This is a genomic window from Microbacterium forte, assembly GCF_031885415.1.
GTDB classification, from domain to species: Bacteria; Actinomycetota; Actinomycetes; order Actinomycetales; family Microbacteriaceae; genus Microbacterium; species Microbacterium forte.
The window spans coordinates 333409-354578 of record NZ_CP116871.1; the positions used below are offsets into that span (position 1 = coordinate 333409).

26 protein-coding genes are annotated in these 21170 nt (G+C 68.4%); 23 read left to right on the forward strand and 3 right to left on the reverse strand.

Annotated features, from left to right (window positions below; translation table 11 throughout):
- Positions 1 to 25: 25 nt before the first annotated feature.
- From OB895_RS01710 to OB895_RS01720, 3 genes are read right to left on the reverse strand one after another with little or no spacing between them, the layout of a single operon-like run.
- Positions 26 to 310 carry a DUF6510 family protein gene (locus OB895_RS01710; protein ID WP_042537489.1) on the reverse strand — a complete coding sequence of 95 codons (285 nt, stop codon included), beginning with the start codon at positions 308 to 310 and terminating at the stop codon, positions 26 to 28.
- Positions 310 to 1035, reverse strand: a complete 726-nt coding sequence (locus tag OB895_RS01715) for a ferredoxin reductase (protein WP_042537486.1) — start codon at positions 1033 to 1035, stop codon at positions 310 to 312. Before OB895_RS01715 ends, OB895_RS01710 begins: the two co-directional genes overlap by 1 nt.
- On the reverse strand, positions 1032 to 1622 hold the full coding sequence (locus OB895_RS01720) for a sulfite oxidase-like oxidoreductase (RefSeq protein ID WP_042537483.1): 591 nt from the start codon (positions 1620 to 1622) through the stop codon (positions 1032 to 1034). The genes OB895_RS01715 and OB895_RS01720 overlap by 4 nt, the downstream gene beginning before the upstream one ends.
- Positions 1623 to 1800: 178 nt before the next feature.
- Between OB895_RS01720 and OB895_RS01725 the strand changes: the two genes are divergently transcribed.
- The 23 genes from OB895_RS01725 to OB895_RS01835 all read left to right on the forward strand — a co-directional run bounded on the left by OB895_RS01725 (position 1801) and on the right by OB895_RS01835 (position 21168).
- Positions 1801 to 2658: a sigma-70 family RNA polymerase sigma factor gene (locus OB895_RS01725; RefSeq protein WP_257788254.1), complete on the forward strand. Its 858-nt coding sequence runs from the start codon at positions 1801 to 1803 to the stop codon at positions 2656 to 2658.
- 117 nt (positions 2659 to 2775) lie between these two features.
- Positions 2776 to 3600, forward strand: a complete 825-nt coding sequence (locus OB895_RS01730; protein ID WP_042537481.1) for a flagellin N-terminal helical domain-containing protein — start codon at positions 2776 to 2778, stop codon at positions 3598 to 3600.
- Between the two features lie 102 nt (positions 3601 to 3702).
- Positions 3703 to 5067: a flagellar filament capping protein FliD gene (gene fliD / locus OB895_RS01735; RefSeq protein ID WP_079112909.1), complete on the forward strand. Its 1365-nt coding sequence runs from the start codon at positions 3703 to 3705 to the stop codon at positions 5065 to 5067.
- A 40-nt stretch (positions 5068 to 5107) separates the two neighbouring features.
- Positions 5108 to 5521: a flagellar export chaperone FliS gene (fliS, locus tag OB895_RS01740; RefSeq protein WP_042537479.1), complete on the forward strand. Its 414-nt coding sequence runs from the start codon at positions 5108 to 5110 to the stop codon at positions 5519 to 5521.
- Between the two features lie 6 nt (positions 5522 to 5527).
- Entirely contained in the window at positions 5528 to 5806 is a 279-nt protein-coding gene (locus OB895_RS01745; protein WP_042537478.1) for a hypothetical protein, read from the forward strand.
- Between the two features lie 108 nt (positions 5807 to 5914).
- Positions 5915 to 6262: a flagellar basal body rod protein FlgB gene (locus OB895_RS01750; RefSeq protein WP_042537477.1), complete on the forward strand. Its 348-nt coding sequence runs from the start codon at positions 5915 to 5917 to the stop codon at positions 6260 to 6262.
- Positions 6259 to 6651: a flagellar basal body rod protein FlgC gene (flgC, locus tag OB895_RS01755; protein WP_042537476.1), complete on the forward strand. Its 393-nt coding sequence runs from the start codon at positions 6259 to 6261 to the stop codon at positions 6649 to 6651. Before OB895_RS01750 ends, flgC begins: the two co-directional genes overlap by 4 nt.
- The gene (fliE, locus tag OB895_RS01760; RefSeq protein ID WP_042537474.1) at positions 6651 to 6968 is read left to right on the forward strand and encodes a flagellar hook-basal body complex protein FliE; all 318 of its coding nucleotides are present in this window, start codon (positions 6651 to 6653) and stop codon (positions 6966 to 6968) included. Before flgC ends, fliE begins: the two co-directional genes overlap by 1 nt.
- A 2-nt stretch (positions 6969 to 6970) precedes the next feature.
- A complete protein-coding gene (gene fliF / locus OB895_RS01765) occupies positions 6971 to 8611 on the forward strand; it encodes a flagellar basal-body MS-ring/collar protein FliF (RefSeq protein ID WP_042537472.1) in 1641 nt (546 codons plus the stop codon).
- Positions 8608 to 9690 (forward strand): flagellar motor switch protein FliG, encoded by a 1083-nt coding sequence (gene fliG, locus OB895_RS01770; RefSeq protein ID WP_228385512.1) that lies wholly within the window; start codon positions 8608 to 8610, stop codon positions 9688 to 9690. The genes fliF and fliG overlap by 4 nt, the downstream gene beginning before the upstream one ends.
- Before the next feature lie 134 nt (positions 9691 to 9824).
- Positions 9825 to 10463, forward strand: coding sequence for a FliH/SctL family protein (locus OB895_RS01775; RefSeq protein WP_042537470.1), 639 nt, complete (start codon positions 9825 to 9827; stop codon positions 10461 to 10463).
- Entirely contained in the window at positions 10463 to 11788 is a 1326-nt protein-coding gene (locus OB895_RS01780; RefSeq protein WP_376708834.1) for a FliI/YscN family ATPase, read from the forward strand. The genes OB895_RS01775 and OB895_RS01780 overlap by 1 nt, the downstream gene beginning before the upstream one ends.
- Complete coding sequence (locus OB895_RS01785) at positions 11785 to 12210, forward strand: flagellar FliJ family protein (protein ID WP_042537465.1); 426 nt, start codon at positions 11785 to 11787, stop codon at positions 12208 to 12210. The genes OB895_RS01780 and OB895_RS01785 overlap by 4 nt, the downstream gene beginning before the upstream one ends.
- Positions 12207 to 12557, forward strand: a complete 351-nt coding sequence (locus OB895_RS01790) for a hypothetical protein (RefSeq protein ID WP_079112905.1) — start codon at positions 12207 to 12209, stop codon at positions 12555 to 12557. Before OB895_RS01785 ends, OB895_RS01790 begins: the two co-directional genes overlap by 4 nt.
- On the forward strand, positions 12554 to 13975 hold the full coding sequence (locus OB895_RS01795) for a hypothetical protein (protein ID WP_311878752.1): 1422 nt from the start codon (positions 12554 to 12556) through the stop codon (positions 13973 to 13975). The genes OB895_RS01790 and OB895_RS01795 overlap by 4 nt, the downstream gene beginning before the upstream one ends.
- Positions 13976 to 13987: 12 nt before the next feature.
- A complete protein-coding gene (locus tag OB895_RS01800; RefSeq protein ID WP_311878753.1) occupies positions 13988 to 14455 on the forward strand; it encodes a flagellar hook capping FlgD N-terminal domain-containing protein in 468 nt (155 codons plus the stop codon).
- Between the two features lie 30 nt (positions 14456 to 14485).
- A complete protein-coding gene (locus OB895_RS01805) occupies positions 14486 to 15652 on the forward strand; it encodes a flagellar hook protein FlgE (RefSeq protein ID WP_311878754.1) in 1167 nt (388 codons plus the stop codon).
- 147 nt (positions 15653 to 15799) lie between these two features.
- Positions 15800 to 17659, forward strand: coding sequence for a heavy metal translocating P-type ATPase (locus OB895_RS01810; protein WP_311878755.1), 1860 nt, complete (start codon positions 15800 to 15802; stop codon positions 17657 to 17659).
- Between the two features lie 102 nt (positions 17660 to 17761).
- Positions 17762 to 17977: a flagellar FlbD family protein gene (locus tag OB895_RS01815; RefSeq protein ID WP_042541095.1), complete on the forward strand. Its 216-nt coding sequence runs from the start codon at positions 17762 to 17764 to the stop codon at positions 17975 to 17977.
- 2 nt (positions 17978 to 17979) lie between these two features.
- On the forward strand, positions 17980 to 18777 hold the full coding sequence (locus OB895_RS01820) for a motility protein A (RefSeq protein WP_042541097.1): 798 nt from the start codon (positions 17980 to 17982) through the stop codon (positions 18775 to 18777).
- Positions 18774 to 19583 (forward strand): OmpA/MotB family protein, encoded by an 810-nt coding sequence (locus OB895_RS01825; RefSeq protein ID WP_309688950.1) that lies wholly within the window; start codon positions 18774 to 18776, stop codon positions 19581 to 19583. The genes OB895_RS01820 and OB895_RS01825 overlap by 4 nt, the downstream gene beginning before the upstream one ends.
- Positions 19584 to 19618: 35 nt before the next feature.
- The gene (locus OB895_RS01830; protein WP_042541177.1) at positions 19619 to 20512 is read left to right on the forward strand and encodes a flagellar motor switch protein FliM; all 894 of its coding nucleotides are present in this window, start codon (positions 19619 to 19621) and stop codon (positions 20510 to 20512) included.
- Entirely contained in the window at positions 20512 to 21168 is a 657-nt protein-coding gene (locus tag OB895_RS01835; RefSeq protein WP_042541101.1) for a FliM/FliN family flagellar motor switch protein, read from the forward strand. The genes OB895_RS01830 and OB895_RS01835 overlap by 1 nt, the downstream gene beginning before the upstream one ends.
- Positions 21169 to 21170 lie beyond the last annotated feature (2 nt).

The following is a 21170-nucleotide window of genomic DNA, read 5'->3' on the forward strand; positions in this document are numbered from 1 at the left end:
GACCTGCATCCCACAGGTCGGGGCGCTATCCGTCGGCCGGCCAGCGCAGGAGACTCAGAGCACCGATCACGAGGGTCGCGCTGCCGCCGTCGCGGAGACAGGTCAGCAGTGTGCGACCGCACCCGCGGCAGAGGAGGATGACGCCGGCCGGATCGAGCTCGGCGATCGCGTCGGCGAGCTCGGCCTCGCGGTCGCAGTGCGCGCATGCTGCTCGCGCGCTCGTCATGTCTCTGCCGAAGACCTCGAGCAGGATCCCGCCTGCGGCGTTGCCGTCGACTCGCGTGCGATGACCGGGGTGGGCAGCGTCCATCAGGCACCTCCGAAGCGCTCAGTGCGGATCCGTTCCGGCGGATGCCCCGCCGCCACGAGCAGGTCTGCGACCGCCTCGACGAAGCCCGTCGGCCCGCAGACGTAGACCGACGGGTGTTCGGTGGCGGGAATGGTGGAGGCCGCGATCGTCGCCGCGTCCACCCGGCCGGCCGGGCGTTCGGAGCCCGGAGGCGCCGAACGGCTGTACGCCCAGTCGACGAGGAAGGCGTCGTCGGCGAGCTGGGCGAGGTCGTCCGTGTAGAACGCATCGGCGGCTGAACGCACCGCGTACAGCAGGCGCATCGGCGCCGAGCTGCCCGTGCGCGCATGCTGCCTCGCCATCGCGATGAGCGGGACGATCCCCGACCCGCCTGCGATGAGCTGCACGGGCTCGGTCTGGGTGGGGGTCCACACGAAGTAGGCGCCGATCGGACCGCGAACCTCCAGTTCGTCTCCGGGGCGCACGTCCTCGACGAGATAGGGAGAGACCTCGCCCTCGGGCACTTCGTCGACCGCGAGTTCGATGATGTCCGAGTCACCGGACGATGCGAGGGAATACGACCTGACCGCTTGATACCCGTCTTCTGCGGTCAGACGCACGTCGACGTGCTGACCGGCCAGATTCCCCGGCCACCCGTCGACCCGCAGCTCGAGCACGCGACCGTGGGGGGTGGGGTTTCGTGTCTCGACGACTCTGGCGACCAGCCACAGCGGTGCCGTGGTCACCAGTAACGCTCCTCTTTCCAGGGATCTCCGTACATGTTGTAGCCGTTCTGCTCCCAGAATCCGGGTTCGTCGTTCTCGAGCAGATCCAGACCGTGGACCCACTTGGCAGACTTCCAGAAGTAGAGGTGCGGCACCAGAAGGCGAGCAGGGCCGCCGTGCTCCGCAGCGAGCGGCTGGCCGTCGAATTCGAACGCCACCCACGCTTTGCCGCCTGTGAGGTCGGCGCGCGGAACGTTGGTGGTGTACCCGCCGTAGGAGAAGACCCGCGTGAAATCGCCCTCGCCGGCATCCTGCAGCAGATGATCGAGCGAGACCCCACGCCAGCGGGTGCCGAGCTTCGACCACCGGGTCACGCAGTGGATGTCTGTGGTGATGGTGTCGATCGGGAGTGCCTGCAGGTCGTCCCATGACCAGGTGCGACGGATGCCGTCGAGACCGACGACCGCGAACTCCCACGTGTCGAGGGAGACTCGCGGCGTCGGCCCTGCGGAGAGCACGGGGAAGTCCTCGGTGAGGTACTGGCCCGGAGGGAGGCGGTCGTCCGACTCGCGTCGCCGTGCGCCGAAGCCGCGGGAGATCACACCCATGATCGTCTTCTTTCGTTCGGTCGGAGCGGAGCCGCGAGTCGCTCGCGGGGGATTCCTGCCGTGTGGGACTGATTCTAGGGCGACTGAGTATCGGCGCGCCCTGATCATTTTTTACTCATAAACGTGCGCTTCATGCTAACTTCACTCGTAAAACAGTCGTTCAAGCCACGGAGTCACATTGCTGAGTAGTTTCGCTGTTTCTGCTGATTCCACTCAGCCTGAAGTCGTCTCTGCCTCGCCCGAGAAGCTGGCGCGCGACAACATGCCGCTCGCGACCTTCCTGGCTGTGGAGAAGGCGAGATCGGCGACGCATGTCGACCTCGACGATCTGCTCTCGGCCGCACGCCTGGGCCTCGCCCGTGCCGCGATGTCGTATGACCCGGCGCGCGGCATTCCCTTCGGCGCCTTCGCGAGCAGCCAGATCAACTGGGCGATGCTGTCGGAGATGCGCAGAGCGGATCCTGCCGGCGAACGCAGTCGCGACAAGATCGAACGCCTGCGGGTCGCCGCCGAGACTCTGCTCGCTCGCACCGGCCGGGTGGCGACCACGGCGGAGCTCGCGCGGGAGTCCGGCTTCACTGTCGACGTCGTGGCCGAGATGATGAAGCTCGACGAGATGGTGCGCACCGCGACCAGCTTCGAGGAGCACTTCGACGTCGAGACCGGGCGTCAGGCCGCCGATCTCACCGACGGCGTCATCCTGCCCGAGCACGCGGTCGAGCAGTCGGAGACGCGTGCGATGGTGAACCGCGTCATTGAGGCGCTGCCGGCGGCGATGCGACAGGTCGTCCGCGGGATCTACCTCGAAGACCGGATGGTGAAGGACATCGCCGAAGAGCTCGAGGTCAGCCACGCGTATGTGTCGAAGGTCCGCTCGCGGGGTCTCGCTCTGATGCGCGAGGCCATGGAGGCATGGGAGAACGGCACGACCGGCGATCGATCGACCAAGGCGCGGGCGGAGTTCTTCGAGACCCTGTTCGGCCCGATCCGCCCCGAGGCTCGCGACCGGTCGAGCGAGCTCCTCGCCGCCGTCTGAACCGACCCCCGGAATCTTCCGGCTCCGTGGTTACGACGGCGGCGCATGTCGCGAATATCGGTTGTGCAGGCCCACGGATGGGCCCGCGTCCAGCCCCATAACCACGGAGGAATTCTCATGGGTCTTCAGATCGCAACCAACGTCGGTGCACTCAACGCGTACCGCAACCTCTCTGTCAACCAGAACGACGTCTCGAAGTCGCTCGAGAAGCTCTCGAGCGGTCTGCGCATCAACCGCGCAGCCGATGACGCCGCCGGCCTCGCCATCTCCGAGGGCCTGCGTTCGCAGGTCAACGGCCTGAACGTCGCAGCACGCAACGCTCAGGACGGCATCTCGGTCATCCAGACCGCGGAAGGCGCGCTCACCGAGGTCCACTCGATCCTGCAGCGCGTTCGTGACCTTGCCGTGCAGGCGGGTTCCGACTCGAACAACGCCGATTCGCGCACCGCCATCAAGACCGAGATCGACTCGCTCGGCAAGGAGCTCACCCGCGTCGCCGCCAGCACCAACTTCAACGGCATCAAGCTGCTCGACAGCGCGAGCACGCTGACGTTCCAGGTCGGTGCAGGCTCTGACGCCGATGAGGACCAGATCGCAGTCACCCTGACCGACTTCTCCGGTCTCGGCGCTCGTATCGAGGCGCTGACGGTGACGGACGCTGCCGCTGCGCTCACCACGATCGCGGCGCTCGACACCGAGATCAAGGGTGTCTCGACGGCTCGTGCCGGCCTCGGTGCCGTGCAGAACCGCTTCGAGTCGACGATCAACTCGCTGCAGGTCTCGGCCGAGAACCTGGCCGCAGCGAAGAGCCGCATCGCGGACACCGACATGGCGGCCGAGATGGTCAAGTACACCGCCTCGAACATCCTGCAGCAGGCCGGCACCGCCATGCTCGCTCAGGCGAACCAGTCGGGCCAGGGCGTCCTGCAGCTTCTCCGTTGAGTCGCTGCGCCTGAGGCGCAACAGGCGCCCGGGCGGAGTCACCTCCGCTCGGGCGCCTTCCTGTAGGACACCCCAGACCACCTCGCACGGAAGACGACCGGGATGAAACTCGACGGACTCGTATCAGGGCTCAAGACGCAAGAGCTCATCAAAGCGCTCATGGACGTCTCGGCGATTCCGAAGACGCTCATCACCAACAAGATCGCAGACCGCAACTCGATCATCACGAACCTCCAGTCGCTGAACACCACGCTGCAGGAGCTCGTCGCCAAGGCCAAGACCGCGGCCGCACCCTCCTCGCTCGCCTCGTTCACGGCGACATCGTCATCCGAGACCGTCACGGTCACGGCCGGCGCGAAGGCATCGGCGTTCTCGACCGACGTCGTCGTCGACGCCGTCGCCACGGCGCACTCCATCGTCACGGCATCCGGAGGATCCGCGGCATGGGGCGGCGCATTCACTCTCGTCGGCTCGGACGGTGAATCTATCGAGGTGACCCCGCTCGGCACGGGTCCGCAGGACCTGGCCAAGGCCATCAACGCGTCCAAGGCCGGGGTGAGCGCGACGGTCGTCCCCGCCGGTGTGGATGCCGACGGCAAGCCGCTTTCTCGCATTCAGCTGACGTCGATCGAGACCGGCGCAGCCGGCGAGTTCGCCGTGCATCGAGGCACTGCCGCGGACGTCGCGGCCGGCACCTCGACGGATCTCGGCGCCGAGCCGGGCGCCGCCGTCATCACGCAGGGGGCCGACGCCCGAATCCGTCTGTTCGCCGGAACCGCCGCCGAGCAGACGCTGAACAGCGCCAGCAACACGATCAGCGTGGGCGAGGGCATCGAGGTCACGGTCACGAAGCCCAGCGCTGATCCGGTGACGGTGACCGTCGCCAGGGACGACAAGAAGCAGACCACGACCGCCGAGACGTTCGTCAAGGAGATCGCTGCGCTGCTGACGCGCATCGACAAGGGATCGAAGGCGACGATCGGAGATGTCGGCGAGACCACCACTCTCGGCGTGTTCACCGGAGACAGCACCGTTCGCAATCTCCGCGGCGCTCTCGCGAACGCGATGCAGCTTCCGGTCGACGGAGTATCGCCGTCGACGATCGGAATCTCGATCAGCGACAAGGGCGTGCTCTCCTTCGACGCGGAGAAGTTCGGAAAGGCCCTCGCCGAGGATCCGGAGAAGACCCAGGAGATCTTCTCGTCGATCGCCGGACGGGTCGAAGGCGTCACCGACCAGTACTCCGACAAGTACGACGGGCTGCTCACCCAGCGCATCACCGGTCAGGAGACCGAGGTCAAGACGCTCAAGACCCAGGTGGAGCGATGGGACGTCCGGCTGGAGCAGAGGCAGGCGACGCTCGAGCGCACGTATGCGCAGCTCGAGGTCCAGCTCTCGAAGCTCCAGTCGCAGTCGTCGTGGCTCACCTCGCAGCTCGCAGGCCTCAACGGCACGACGACGTCGTGACCTGAGCACCGCAACCACCATCTCATCGGAGACCAGAACCATGCCCATCACCTCTCTCGACCGCGCGAAGCAGCAGTACCTCGAGCAGCAGGTCGCGTCGGCCACGCCCGAACGCCTTCTCGTGCTGCTCTACGACCGCCTGCTGGTCGACATCGAGCGCGCAGACGCCTCGCAGGAGTCCGGAGACTGGGCGGCCGCGGGCAACCACCTCGTGCACGCGCAGCAGATCGTCGCCGAATTGAACGGCTCACTCACCGATGAGTGGGACGGCTCCGCTGAACTGCATGGCGTGTACACGTACCTCACGGGCCGTCTGATCACCGCGAACATCGCTCGTGATCGGGTCGCCACCGCAGAGTGCCGCGATCTCGTCGTTCCGCTGCGTGAGGCCTGGCATGCGGCGGCCGCGGCGATCACGTCCGGCACGCAGACGCCCATCACGGCTCTGGCCTGAGCTCTCGTGCCTGACAACCTCTCGGCCTGGCTGACGGTGCTCGACCAGTTCGAGCGGGCTCTCGACGCTGCCGACGAGCAGCTCGATGACCAGCCCTTCGATGCGCCACCCGGCCCCGTGCCGGAGGAGCTTCGCGAACGCGCAGAGGCTGTTCTCGCGCGACAGCAGCTCATGATCGGCGGCCTGGTCACCTCCCGCGCCCATGTCGCACGCGAGATCGCCGCACTGCGACGGGTGCCGACCTCCAAGACCGACGTACCCGCATATCTCGACGTCGAGGGTTGAGCATCGAGGTTACGTGAGCAGTCGAGTGTCGCGATAGTCGGCACCGAGCACGGATCGCTCGACGATTGGCCAGGGATCGGCCTCTCCACCAACGTCCGGAGTGCCCCCGTGCTCGAATCCGTCACCTCCTCTGCGCTGATCAGCGCCCTCGATGGGCTGGCCCTGCGCCAACGCTCGATCGCCGAGAACATCGCCAACGTCAACACGCCCGGCTACCAGGCCAAGCGCGTCCAGTTCGAGGACGAGCTGCGCTCCGCCGTCGAAGGCGGTTCGGGAACAGTCGGCGCCACGGTCGAGCGATCGCTCGAACCGACCAGGGTGAACGGCAACAACGTCAACCTCGACACCGAGACCCTGTCGAACATCGACACCGTGCTGCGGTTCCAGTTCGCCAGCCAGGCGATCGGCGGCCAGGCGGCGTCCATCACCAAGGCAATCGGGCAGGCCTCCGCATGACCTTCGACGCGATCGGCATCGCCGGCACCGGCCTGACCGCGCACCGCAAGTGGCTCGACGCGCTCAGCGACAACATCGCCAACGTGAACACGGCCACTCCCGCGGGCCAGGAGGCGTTCCGAGAGAAGTTCGTCACCGTGCAGGCCGGCACGGAGAGTCCGGGCGTCTACGTCGCAGGCGTGGTCGAATCCGATGCCGAGGCCAAGCTCGTGTACGACCCCGAGCACCCCTACGCGAACGAGGACGGCTATGTGCAGTACCCGAACGTCGAGCTCGGCGACCAGATGAGCATGCTGATCCTGGCGCAGCGCGGATATGAGGCGAACGCCGCCGTCGTCGACCGTGCGAAGACGACGTACGAGGCCGCACTGCAGATCGGGCGCAACTGATGTCCGGCGTCGAGGCCATCTCCGCGGCAGGCGTCACGCCGCTCTCTGCGCTCAGCTTCGAGACGGGTCCGGAGGCATCCGGTGCATCGGCATCGGGGAGCGCCTTCGCGACATCGCTCTCGGGTGCCGTGGAGAACCTCCAGCAGCTGCAGTCGTCGTCGAACGAGCTGGCGGTGAAGGCCGTCACAGGTGACCTGCAGGACATCCACCAGGCGATGATCGCCTCGACACGCGCCTCAGTGACGCTCGATCTGGTGGTCGCCGTGCGTGACCGCAGCGTCTCGGCGTTCAACGAGATCATGAGGATGCAGGCCTGACGATGCCCAAGATGCTCACGAGCTACTACGACCGCGCGAAGCTGGTCGTCTCAGGATTCTCTCTCGCACAGCGCACGATCGCCATCATCGGCGTCGCGCTGCTCGTGATGGGGGCCATCGCGCTCGGCGCATGGCTCACCAAGCCGCAGATGAGTCCGCTGTTCACCGGCCTGAGCGCCGGCGATGCCTCGGCTGTCGTCGAGCAGCTGAAGTCGGCGGGCGTGGGCTACGAGCTCACCGAGGGCGGCGCGACCATCCTCGTGCCCGACGACCAGGTCTACGCGCAGCGCCTGGCAGCGGCATCGGCCGGTCTTCCCGGAGACACCAGCGAGGGGTACACGCTGCTCGACGACATGGGTGTGACCGCGAGCGAGTTCCAGCAGTCGGTCACCTACAAGCGCGCGATCGAGGGCGAGCTGGCCGGCACGATCGGTGCCATGGAGGGCATCTCCACCGCATCGGTGCAGCTCGCGATCCCCGAAGAGAGCGTGTTCGTCTCGGAGCGGCAGAGCCCGACCGCATCCGTGTTCGTGAAGACCCGCAACGGATCGACCCTCAGCGACGAGAAGATCGAGGCCATCGTGCACCTCACGAGCGCCGCTGTGCCGGGGATGACCCCCGAAGACGTCGCGGTGACGGATCAGGACGGCCGAGTGCTCTCGGCTGTCGGAACCGGCCTCACCGGCAGCTCGTCGAAGCAGGCGACGGAGCACGAGGCGAAGGTCGCCGCATCCGTCAGCAAGATGCTCGAGACGATCGTCGGGCCCGGAAACGCCACCGTGACGGTGTCGGCCGACGTCGCGAACTCCACGTCCGAGCGCATGGACGAGACGTACTCCGCCCCCGAGGGGGAGCTGAGCGCGTCGGAGGAGACCAAGACGGAGACCTACAACGGCGGTCAAGCGGGCGGCACCGGCGTGCTCGGCCCCGACAACATCGCGGTCCCGAACAACGCCGACGGCACCGGCGCCTACGAGTTCGAGGAGACGTCTCGCAACAACGCCGTGAACAAGTCGACGGAGAAGACCATCACCCCGGCAGGAGAGGTGACGAGGCAGACGGTCAGCATCGCGCTGAATCGCGGAACCGTCACAGGCGTGACGGCGAACCAGATCGAATCGCTCGTGGCATCGGCCGCCGGCATCGACGTCGAGCGCGGCGACGAGATCGCCGTCGAGTTCGTCGAGTTCAACGAGGCGGGAGCGACGGCGGCGGCGACGGCGCTCGCGGCAGCGGAGGCCGAGCGTGAGGCGCAGATGCAGCAGGAGCTGCTGCGGTCGGCGATCATCGGCGGATCGATCCTGCTGGCGGTGATCATCCTGATCGTCTTCCTCGTCGTGCGCCGCAAGATGAAGCGCCGTGTGCTCTACACCGAAGACGGTCCGATCGAGTACTTCGCCACCGTCACCGAGAGCGAGGAGCAGAAGCTCCGTTCACTCAGGGGCCTCAAGGAAGCCGAGGCGATCGTCGCCCCGGCACCCACGACGCTGCTGCCGTCGGCATCGATCGACCTCGATGACGAACCGGAGCCCGACAAGGTGCTCGTCGAGCGCAGACGCCGTGAGATCGACGATCTGGCGAAGCGCGAACCCGACACCATCGCCAGCGCACTGGCCGACCTGATGGACGAGGCGACCGTATGAGCGCATTGACCGAGTTGCTGGATGCACAGGCCGACACGGTCGAGGTCTCGACCGCCGTGGCGCCCGCGGCGATTGCGGTGCCGGAGATGAGCGGCCTTCGCAAGGCCGCGATCGTGCTGATGAACATGGACCGCGCGGCCAGCGCCGAAGTGCTGCGTCACCTCGGTGAGGAGCGCTCCGAGATGCTCGCCGCCGAGCTCACGCAGCTCGGGGGAGTGGACGTCGCCTCCACCGCCCGCGCCCTCGCGGAGTTCCGGCGCATCGCCACCGGCGGCTCTGTGCCGTCGCGCGGCGGCCAGGAACTCGCCACCGGACTGCTCGAGACGGCGTTCGGGCGCGAGAAGGCCGTCGGGATGGTCGGCAGGGTGATGTCGCAGGGCTCGGTGTCCTTCGACTTCCTCAACGCGGCAGACCCGGCCCAGCTCGCCACGATCATCGAGGGCGAGCTGCCGACCACGGTCGCCGTGGTGCTGGCGAACCTGCGAGCCGATCGTGCGGCGGCGGTGCTCGCCGCCCTGCAGGACCCGCTGCGCACCGATGTCGCTCAGGCGATCGCGACGATGGGCACCGCGACCCAGGAGGCGATCTCGATCGTCGCCGACTCGCTGCGCTCTCGCACCGGCGTCTTCGCGATGCGCGACAATCATGAGGCGATCGGCGGCGTGCAGCCTCTCGTCGAGATCATCAACAGGTCCGACACCGCCCTCGAGAAGTCGCTGCTCGCGAGCCTCGAGGGGCGCGACCTGGCGCTGGCCGAGGATATCCGCAGCCGCATGGTCACGTTCGCCGACATCGCTCGTCTCGAAGACCGCGACGCCCAGCGTGTGCTGCGCGGGATCGACCTCCGCATGCTCGCGCTCGCGCTGAAGGGCGCAGACGAGCAGATCACCGACAAGGTCAAGAGCAACATGACCGAGCGCAACCAGGAGAACCTCGCTGAGGAGACCCGGGTGCTGGGTCCCGTGCGCATGCGTCAGGTCGACGAGGCCCGCGCCGAGATCGTGCGCATCATCCGTGATCTGGAGGCCGCAGAGGAGATCACGATCTCGCGCGAAGACGAGGACGAGCTCATCGAGTGATCCCTCTGACGGCAGGTGATTCGGCGGCGGCGGTTACGGCCGCAGATATGTGTCGCGATAGTGGGCAGGGAGCACGGATCGCTCGACCTACGGGCCACGGACAGGCCTCGCCCTTCGACTCCGAGGTGTCCGCTGTGCTCGATTCCGCCTTCACGCCGTTGGTCGTGCCGCGCGTCGGCGAGACTCCCATCGACCTCCGAGGCGAGGCCGACCGCGCTCGCACCCGGGGCTACGCCGACGGCTTCGCCGAAGGTCGCAGAGTCGCACTGGACGAGGGTGAGGCCCAGCGTGCCGCGCAGCAGCAGCGGATGCAGGAACTCCAGGAGCTGTACCTGCACGAGCGGGGCTCTGGTCTGCGCGCGCTGGAGACCGCGCAGGCGGCGCTCGACCAGCGCATCGACGAGCTGAGCACGCTCGCTGCCGACCGAGTCGAAGAACTCGCGGTCATGCTGGCCACGACGATCCTCGGAGCGGAATTGTCGGATCCTGCGCGATCCGCCGCTCACGCGCTTCGGCGCGCCCTGGCCGAGATGCCGGCGGACCGGTGGACTCGCGTCGCATTCAGCGTGCAGGACGCCCGTGTCCTGCAGGAGGAGGAGTCGACGATCGACGCGCTCCGCGGCATCCAGGTATCGGTCTCTCCCGCCGTAGACAACGGCGGCGCCATCGTGGAGATCGAGAACGGGGCGGTCGACACGCGCATCACCGCAGCACTCGCGCGCGCGGCCGCAGCACTCGACGGCGACGACCAGGTTGCCGAGGTGATCGGGTGATCACCGGGACGCGGTCGTGGCAGCGCGCGCTCACGGCCGCGCGCCCCGAGCGCTCCGGCACGGTGAAGGCGGTGCGAGGACTCGGGGTGGAGGTGCTCGGCATCGACGGAGCGGTCGGCGACCGCATCCGCATCGACACGGCGGACGGCCGCCCGGTCGATGCCGAGATCGTCGCCGTCGACGGTGCCTCAGCCCGCTGCATGCCCCTGGGCAGGCTCGACGGGATCACCGCCCGTGCCCGGGTGCGGCATGGGGGAGCGCCGCTGCAGGTGCCGACGGGACGAGCGCTGCTCGGACGCGTGCTCGACGGACTCGGTCGGCCGATCGACGGCAAGGGGCCGCTCGACAGGAGCGTCGCCCACGTGTCGCTCGACCACGATGCCCCGAGCGTGATGGACCGCCAGCGCATCGACCGGCAGCTCGGACTCGGTGTGCGCGTGCTCGACACCATGACACCCGTGGGCTCGGGACAGCGTCTCGGTCTGTTCGCCGGGTCGGGTGTGGGCAAGTCGTCACTGATGTCGATGATCGCCCGTGGATCCACCGCCGATGTGAACGTCATCGCCCTCGTCGGCGAGCGCGGTCGCGAGGTGCGCGAGTTCCTCGAAGACGACCTCGGGCCTGAGGGTCTGTCGCGTTCGGTGGTGATCGTCGCGACCTCGGACCAGCCGGCGATGGCACGGCTGCGCTCGGCGTTCGTCGCCACGCGGATCGCCGAGGGCTTCCGCGATGACGGACTCGACGTGGTGCTGATGATGGACTCGTTGACGCGCGTCGCCATGGCGCAGCGCGAGATCGGGTTGAGCGCCGGCGAACCGCCCGCGACCCGGGGCTATCCGCCCTCGACGTTCTCGGTGCTGGCCCGGCTGCTCGAGCGGGCGGGAACAGGGCCCGTGGGGTCGATCACCGGTCTCTACACGGTGCTCGTCGACGGCGACGACCACAACGAGCCGATCGCCGATGCCGCCAGAGGAATCCTCGATGGGCATGTGGTGCTCGATCGGGCCCTCGCGATCCGCGGTCACTTTCCTGCCGTCGACGTGCTCGGGTCGGTGTCGCGCGTCGTGTCGAAGGTCACCACGCCGGAGCAGCGGCAGAACGCCGTGACGCTGCGCAGCGTCCTGGCCGCTCGGCGCAGTGCGAACGACCTGATCGAGATCGGCGCCTATCGGCAGGGGGCCAACCCGATGGTCGACGCCGCGATCGCTCACGAGGGTGCGATCTCCCGATTCCTCACCCAGAGCATCGACGACCTCGCCGCGACAGACGAATCCTGGCTGCAGCTCGCCACCCTCACCACCGACTTCGGAGGACTCACCCCATGACCTTCCCACTGGCTGGTCTGCTGCGTGTGCGCGGCGCCCAGGAACGTGTCGCCGCCGAGCATCTCTCGCGTGCGAGCGCAGAACGGGCGCAGGCCGAGACCGCGGCGCAGACTGCGATCACGAGCCTCGCCGACATCAGCGCTCAGATCGATGATCCTCGGGCGCTGATGGCCATGGCCGCGGCCCGCGCCGCGGGGCGCAGCACTCTCAGCGACCTCCAGGCGCTCGTCGACATGAGACGCAGCGCGGAGTCGGAGGCCAGGTCTGCGCATGTCGAAGCGCGACGCGATCTGAAGGGGCTCGAGCGACTCGAGAGCACCCACCGGGTCGAGACCGCCAAGGCCGAGCTCGCCGCCGAGCAGACCGCGCTCGATGAGATCGCCGTGGTGCGCACCTCGCGACGTGAGGGGAGCGCGGCATGACCGGGCTCGCAGCGGTGATCGCCCGCGTCGACGCGATCGAGACCCAGATCGTGTCGCTGGATCCAGCGGGGCGTGCGGCCGCCGCAGCTGCGACCGAGGCGACCACCGAGACATCGGCGGCCAGCTCGACGACGTTCGCCGGAGTGCTGGAGGCGGCCAAGGCGGCCTCGGCCACCGAGACCACCGCCCCTGCCCCGGCCGAGGGGTCAGCGGCCGCCAGCACTGCGGCATCCGGCGGAGAGAACGCAGACGTCATCGCAGCACTGCAGACCTTGTTCTCGGCGAGCGCCTCGGGGACAGGCGGATCGACTCCGTCGATGCAGAAGATCATCGAGATGCTCGGATGACCGGGGTGGCACTGCTCGCGATGATCTCCGGCGCCGGCCCGGGTGAGGCGGACACCGGGGGACGAGCGTCGGGTGACTCCGGTTCGCTGTTCGGCAACGCGCTCACCGCGGCAGGTCAGGCGCTTGACGGCGCGTCGGACTCGGGCACGGCGATGCTCGCCGCAGATCGGCCGAGCGGATCGACGGCGGAAGCATCATCGGCAGCAGATCGCACGATCGACCCGCAGGCGGCGATCGCGGCCATGACCCATCTGGTCGCGTGGTCGGCTCCGGAGACCGCAGGGCCCTCCGTGGCAGCCCCGCAGGTGACGACCCCGCAGGTGACGACGCCGCAGGTGACGACGCCGCAGGTGACGACGTCCCAGGTGACGACGTCCCAGAGCACCGTTCCGGGTGAGACGGCTCCGGACGCGGTGGTGGAGACCGTACCCGGGACGGCCGGGACGGAGGCGACACCTGTCGATCCCGTGAGCGGCGCCGCCACGACGGATGGAATGCACGTGGTTCCGGTTGCCGCGGCGTCGCCGACGACGTCGGCTTCGGCGTCGATCTCGGCACCCGCTTCGGTGAGCGCGGCAGTCGTCGCCGGTGGACGCGGCGACCCCCGATCGATGCAGGGCGGGACGCTGGGCGACGTCCGAGAAGTCGACGTCGACGCTCCGGCGACTCCGCTGGAGCCTGCCGGTGGCGGCGCCGATCCGTCGCTGTCCGAGCCGGTCGCCGTCGTGCCCCGGCCGGAGTCACTCCCGAGGCAATCGACGCCCGCGATCCCGTCCATGGTCGGTGCCCCTCTGGCCGCGACCGTGGCCGCTCCGAATCAGCAGGTGACGAGCGATGCGGGAGATAAGGCGCAGGGGTCGCAGCCCGCTCCCGCGACGGCCTCGACCGTGCCGGTCGCTGCCCCCCTGCCGACGGCGACACCCGTGTCGTCGCCCGATGCGGCCACAACCGCGAATCGTGCGGTGGCCGCCCAGGTCGCGCCGGTGGTCGTGAGCATCGCCCAGCGTCCGATGGGGACGCACCAGCTCACGATGACGGTGAACCCCGACAGCCTCGGCCCCGTCACGGTGCGCGCGCACATCTCCGCATCCGGAGACGTGCAGGTCGAACTCAGCGGTGCGACCGACGCCGGGCGCGACGCGCTGCGCACCATGCTCGTCGAGCTGCGCCGTGACCTCGCCGCAGTGATGCCGCACGCCTCGCTGAGCGTCACCCACGGCTCTTCCGCTGATGCCTCCAGCGACCGCGGCCAGCAGGCCGCGGGCGATGCGCCGACAGGGCAGGGAGCAGGCGATCGCGAGGCGAACCGCGGGCGCCCCGACCACCCCCGCGGGATCGAGCAGGCGCGGGATCTTCCCCGCACCATCCAGACAACGCCCTCTGCCACCTCCGGCGCGGGGCTCGACATCTTCGCCTGAGAGGACGACCGAATGACTGTCGACGCAGTGAGCGCCCCGAGTTCGATCCATACGGGAAGCACCACCGACCCCGCAGCCCGGAAGCAGGTGCTCGACGGGGAAGTGTTCCTCAAGCTCCTGGTCACCCAGCTGACGCACCAGGATCCCTCGAGTCCGATGGACACCAACGAGATGATCTCGCAGACCACCCAGCTCGCCATGATGGAGCAGCTGACGGCTCTCGCCGACAGCGGCGCCGAGGCCTTCGCCCTGAACATGCGTCAGGCCGCGAGCGCGCTCATCGGCCAGGAGGCGAGCTACAAGGATGCCGACGGCAAGACCGTCTCGGGCCTCGTGACCAAGGTCTCGTTCGACGGACCGATCCCGCAGGTGACGATCGGCGACAAGACCGTCGCGCTCGACGTCATCACGGGCGTCACCACCGCACCGACCACCCCCGCACCGACCACCCCCGCTGCGCCCACCCCCGCCGCAGTCTGACCTCCGTCTCACCCAGGAAGAGAGAACCCCATGCTCCGCTCGCTCTACTCCGGAATCTCCGGCCTCCGCTCGCACCAGACCATGCTCGATGTCACGGGCAACAACATCGCGAACGTCAACACGGCCGGGTTCAAGGGCTCGTCCGTGCTGTTCCAGGACTCCCTGTCGCAGCTGATCGGCAACCCGGGAATCCCCGACGACGAGGTCGGCGGTCGCAACCCCGCCCAGGTCGGTCTCGGCGTGCAGGTCGCCGGCGTGCGCACCAACTTCGCACAGGGCTCGGCCCAGGCGACCGGCCGAGGAGGCGACCTGATGATCTCGGGCGACGGTTTCTTCGCGGTCCGGTCCGGCGGAGAGACCCTGTACACCCGAGCAGGTGGATTCTCGTTCGACCCCGCCGGCAAGATGGTCACCGCCGACGGCTCGATCGTGCAGGGCTGGTCGGCACAGGACGGCGTCGTCAACACCGGCCAGGCGACGGGCAACATCGTGCTCCCGCTTGACGCCGTGTCTCCCGCGAGGGCCACGACGGAAGCCACCGTCACCGGCAACCTCCCGTCGACGGCTGCGACCGGCGACGAGCTGGTGCGCGACGTCACTGTCTACGACGCGCAGGGCACGCCTTCGACTCTCAGCCTGACCTTCACGAAGACGGCGACCGGATGGGACGTCACCGAGCCCGCCAGCGGTGCGACCGGGTCGCTGGCGTTCACCGACGGCAAGCAGGCCGGGGCAGGCCTCACGCTCACCGCAGGGGCTGTGAGCGTCGACCTGGGAGCGGTCACCGGCTATGCGGAACTGTCGACGGTCGCCGTGTCCGAGCAGGACGGTGCGGCAGCCGGCACCCTGAAGTCGTACAGCATCACCGGCGACGGATCCATCGTCGGCACGTTCAGCAATGGTGCGACGCAGACTCTCGGCAAGATCGCGATGGCCACGTTCGCCAACCCCGAGGGACTCGAGAAGGCCGGCGGAACGTCATACCGCGCATCCGTCAACTCCGGTGCGGTGCGCATGGGCGAGCCGGGCCAGGCAGGCTTCGGCAGCCTCGTCTCGGGCGCTCTGGAGATGAGCAACGTCGACCTCTCGCAGGAGTTCACCAACCTGATCGTCGCGCAGCGCGGCTTCCAGGCCAACGCGCGCATCATCACGACCAGCGACGAGGTCCTCCAGGAGCTCACCCAGCTGAAGCGCTGATGCGAACGAACCCGGCGCCGTCTCACGGCGCCGGGTCCGCCTGCGGAGCGATCCGGTGAACCGGGTTGCCCGCTGCCGAGAAGCGGCCGGGGGCTCTGTCGCACACTGCCCCTGGCGCCAGGGGCAGCGGAGAGAGAGGCTGAGGGCATGTGCTTCGTCCGCCGGTACCCCGTGATCATCATCACGGTCGTGGTTCTCGCGGGGGTGCTCGCTCTGCACATGGTCGGCATACCCGCCATCGGACGATGGATCGCCACTGCCTACGTCGGAGCGTTCGTCGTCTGGACGCTCGTCGGAATGGTGCGGGATGTGCTGCGCGGGCACGTCGGGCTCGACATCCTCGCAGTCGTCGCGATGGTCGCCACTCTCGCCGTCGGAGAGTACATCGCGGCACTCATCATCGTCCTGATGCTCGCGGGCGGCGAAGCCCTGGAGCAGTTCGCGGGCAGACGTGCGAAACGGGACCTCTCGGCACTGCTGGACAGGTCTCCGCGGATCGCACATGTCCTCGTGCATCCGCTGGCACCGGACTCGGAAGAGGTTCGGGATGTCGCAGTCGACGATGTCGCGGTCGGCGACGCGCTGCTGGTGCGTCCGGCCGAGATCGTGCCGATCGACGGCGTGCTGCTTTCGGCGTCAGGTGAGTTCGACGAATCGTCGCTCACCGGCGAGAGCATGCCCGTCGCTCGCGAGGCCGGGGGCGAGGTGCTGTCCGGAGCGATCAACGGAGCACGGGCCGTCCGCATCCGCGCACTGCGATCGAGCGCAGACAGCCAATACCAGCAGATCGTCGCGCTCGTGCACGAGGCTGAGGAGTCGCACGCCCCGGTCGTGCGCCTCGCCGATCGATTCGCGATTCCGTTCACCGCCGTCGCTCTCGTGCTGGCCGGCGCCGCATGGGCGATCTCCGGTGACTCGACACGGTTCGCCGAGGTGCTCGTGCTCGCGACTCCGTGTCCTCTCCTCATCGCGGCTCCCGTCGCATTCCTCGGCGGACTCTCCCGGGCGGCCAAGACCGGAGTCATCATGAAAGGCGGTGCGGTGATCGAGCAGCTGGCTCGGGTGCGGTCCGCGGCCTTCGACAAGACGGGCACCCTCACCCAGGGACGCCCCGACCTCGTCGATGTGCGACCCGCCACGGGGATCGATGCTGACGAACTGCTGATGCTCGCGGCGTCCGCCGAGCAGTACTCGTCGCACGTGCTCGCCGAAGGAATCCGTCGCGCCGCCGCAGAGCGTCGCCTCGAACTCCGTCGATCCGATGACGCGAGTGAAGTCGCGACCAACGGTGTGGTGGCGGTCATCGACGGCCGCACCGTCGTCGTCGGCAAGCCCGCTTTCGTCGCATCGCTCGCCGCCGACACCGTGCGCGCAACTCTCGGGACAGGTGAGGCTGCGGCCTACGTCGCGATCGACGGGCGGTTCGGAGGCGTCCTCATCCTCGCGGATGCGCCGCGACCTGAGGCGACCTCGGTCGTGTCCTGGCTCCGATCGCATGGCATCGAGCGCATCATGATGCTCACCGGAGATGCTCGATCGACCGCGGAATCCGTCGCTCGCGAGGTCGGGATCGACGATGTCCACGCAGAACTCCTCCCGCCGGAGAAGGTCGGGCTCGCCGCCGACCTCCGTCCGAGACCGATGATGATGGTGGGCGACGGTGTCAACGACGCGCCTGTACTGGCGGCCGCCGACATCGGTGTCGCGATGGGTGCGCGTGGGGCGACGGCCGCGGGCGACGCTGCGGACGTCGTGATCCTGGTCGATTCACTGACCAAGGTCGTCGATGCGGTCGCCATCGGACGGCACACACTGCGTGTTGCGCTCACCGCGATCTGGATCGGCATCGGGCTGAGCGTGGGGCTCATGCTCATCGCGATGACGGGGATCATCCCGGCGGTCGCGGGTGCTCTCGCCCAGGAAGCGGTCGACCTCGCGACGATCCTCTATGCCCTCCGCGCACTGGGCGGTCCAGCCACCGGACTCGTCGCCCCTCGCGCGTCGTGAGGTCGAGACCCGCCGGTGCGCCGACTGGTTACCGGGGGAGAGCCGCGTCGCGATAGTCGGGGCAGACTTCCCCCTCTCATCCGAAGCCCGGAGACCCCCTCGATGATCATCGTCACCCGCCTCGACCGCACCCGGTTCGCGGTGAACCCCGACCTGATCGAACGAATCCATGCGTCGCCGGACACGACTCTGCACATGGTCGACGGGCATGTGTACGTGGTCGAGGAGGACCTCGACGCCCTGATCGACCTGATCGTCGCCTACCGTGCGCGCGTCCTCGGCGCAGCCCAGGCTCTGACCTCACAGACGGGCGCGTGATCATGGATCCCGCGTTCATCATCGGAGTGGTCCTGGCGTTCGGTGCCCTCGTCGCGATGATCACGATGGAGGGGGCGAGCTTCGAGGCTCTGCTCATCCCCGCGCCGATGATCCTGGTGCTCGGCTCGACGATCGGCGTCGGCATCGCGAGCCACACCCTCCGCGACACGATCCTCGCGGTGAAGAGCCTCGGGCGCATGGTCCGTGGCCCCAAGATGACACCGGAGGCGGTGATCCCGTTCCTCGTCGGGTATGCCGAGAAGGCTCGCGGCGAAGGGCTCCTCGCCCTCGAACAGGAACTCGACTCCGCGCCTGACGAGTTCACCAGGCAGGCGCTTCAGGCGCTCGCGGACGGCACGGATGCCGAGGATCTGCGGACCCTCATGGATGACGAGATCGCGGCGACATCGTCGCGCAACCGCGTCGCATCGAAGTTCTTCGGCTCTCTGGGCGGATATGCGCCCACGATCGGCATCGTCGGCACCGTCGTCTCCCTGACGCACGTGCTCGAGAAGCTCGACGAACCCGATCACCTCGGTCCGATGATCGCCGCAGCCTTCGTCGCCACCCTCTGGGGCCTCCTCTCTGCCAACTTCATCTGGAACCCGATCGCCGGCCGTCTGGGTCGGATCGGGGCCGTCGAACTCGAGAGGATGACCCTCGTCTCCGAGGGGATGCTCGCCATCCAGGCCGGCAGCGCGCCCCACCTCCTGCAGGAGCGACTCGAGGCGCTGTCGACCGTGAAGCCCAAGGCCGGCAAGCAGAAGCGGGAGCCTGAGTCGGTCGAGGGCGTCCAGTGAGCACAGCCCGTCGAGCTCGCGGTCGCGGGCATGAGGACGACTCGCATGACGAGCCGGACGAGCGCTGGGCCGTCTCGTATGCCGATATGGTCACCGTTCTCATGTGCCTGTTCATCGTGCTGTTCGCCGTGTCGAACGTCGACAAGACGAAGTTCGAGATGCTCGCGAACAGCCTGGCGACGGGGTTCGGGCAGGAGAGCACCGAGGGTGGCGCCGACACCGCGGAGGGCGTGATCGTGCCGCCCGAGCTGCAGGACGACGACGGCGTGGTCGACCTCGCCGCCCGCGCGGAGACCGAGTTCGAGTCGCTCGTGGGCCTGCGTGACCGCATGAGCACGTCCCTGGCGGCTCAGGGACTGCAGGACACCGTGCAGTTCGTGATCGACGATCGGGGGCTCCAGGTCGGGCTGGTCGGCGCCGAGACCTTCTTCGCCGACAACAGCACCGACCTCTCGGCGAAGGCCGATGCGGTGCTCGACACCATCGGAGACGTCCTGGCCACGGTCGACAATCAGGTGAGCGTCGAGGGGCACGCCGATCACCGGGTCTCGGCCGCTCCCTTCCCGACCAACTGGGAGCTCTCGGGAGGGCGCGCGACCCAGGTGGCTCGATTCCTCGTCGAGCACGAGGGCTTGGGAGGTCCACGCGTGAAGGCCACCGCGTTCTCCGACACCCGCCCCATCGTGCCGGGCGACAGCCCACAGGCGCTGGCCAGCAACAGACGCGTCGACATCGTCGTCGAGTCGAACGAAGAAGAGCAGGTGAGAGCGCTGATACCCGCTCTCGCGGCTGCTGCGAACAAGTGAGCACTCACGTGAACACCACCGTCGAGGAGACCGTCATGACCGCATCCGCCGTGCTCGATGACCCGGTCGTGCGCTACCCGGCGTACGATTTCGGACGCCCGGCCCAGCTCGGGCGCGAGAGCACCCGGCATCTCGAGGCGGCGTTCGAGTCGTTCGCCCGGCTGTGGTCGTCGCAGCTGACCGACAAGATCCGCGTGCGGGCGCACCTGGCGCTCGAGAGCGTCGACCTGGTCTCGTACGAGGAGTACTCCGACACGCTCCCCGGCACGACGGCGATGGTCGCCGGCTCCTTCGCCGACCGTGATGAGCCGTGCGTCGTGCAGTTCGGACTCGACAGCGCCCTGCTGTGGGTCGTGCAGATGATGGGGGGCAGGAGCACATCGCTTCCCGCAGCCCGTACGTTCACTCCGATCGAACTGGCTCTCGTCCGCAACCTGATGGAGGGCACGTTCGAGCACCTCCACGCCAGCCTCGATGCTCTGCTCCCGGGCGCACCGAGGTTCAGCGCCGTGCACTACAACCCCCAGTACATGCAGGTCATCTCCGCCACCGCCGCGGTGATCGTCGCCCGCTACACGATGCGGCTGGGCGACTCGGAGTCGACGGCGACCGTCATGCTGCCCGCGTCGGCGGTCGTCGACCGCCTTGCGGCCTCAGGATCCGATGCTGCATCGGCTCACACGACCGAGCAGACCCTCGAACAGGTGCGCAGCACCCCGTTGGAGCTGACGCTGCGTCTCGCCCCCATCACGATCGGCACCGGTGAGATCCTCGACCTCGCGCCGGGAGACCTGCTGCGCCTGCCGCACCCGGAGACTCGACCTTACGAGCTGATGGCCGGACAGACGCGGATCGCCCTCGCGACACCCGGCAGCAGGGGCTCGCGCCTCACATGCAAGATCACGACCACCCATGAGGAGACCCACTGATGAGCACCTTCCATGAGACCGCCATCGCCGCGGCGATCGCCGGCAAGCTGCCGTTCGGATACCCCGTCATCCCGGCGCCCTCGACCGACCCGGGCGCGTCGGGCGACGCGGTCGTCGTCACCTTCACGGGCAGCCCCGGTGCTCGTATCGCGATCCAGGTCGTCGATCCGTCGCAACTGGAGGACGGTTCGAAGACCGCACCGCTGACCGATCGACTGCATCCGATCTTCGAGGCGGCCACAGCCGTGCTCGGCAGCGGTTCGCTCGGCGACGGAGCCGTGGTCGCGGCCACTGATGTCTTCACCGACTCGGGCACGCAGGTATTTGACATGGTCGACGCCGACGGCAGCGTCGTGGCCCGCGCATCCGTGCGCATCGACGGGGCGAGGTCCGCAGCCGCGGCGGGTCCTCAGCGACTGAATCGCATCGCGGGCGTCGAGATGGAGCTCGTGGTCGAGATCGGGCGCACACGGATGCCGGTGCGCGACGTGCTCTCGCTCGAACCGGGGCGTGTGGTCGAGCTCGACCGCGCGGCCGGGTCTCCCGCGGACATCAAGCTGAACGGCCGCCTGATCGGGCACGGCACCGTCGTGGTCGCGGAGGGCGACTTCGCGATCCGCGTCGAGCGCATCCTCGACGGCGCCGAGACGGTCTGACG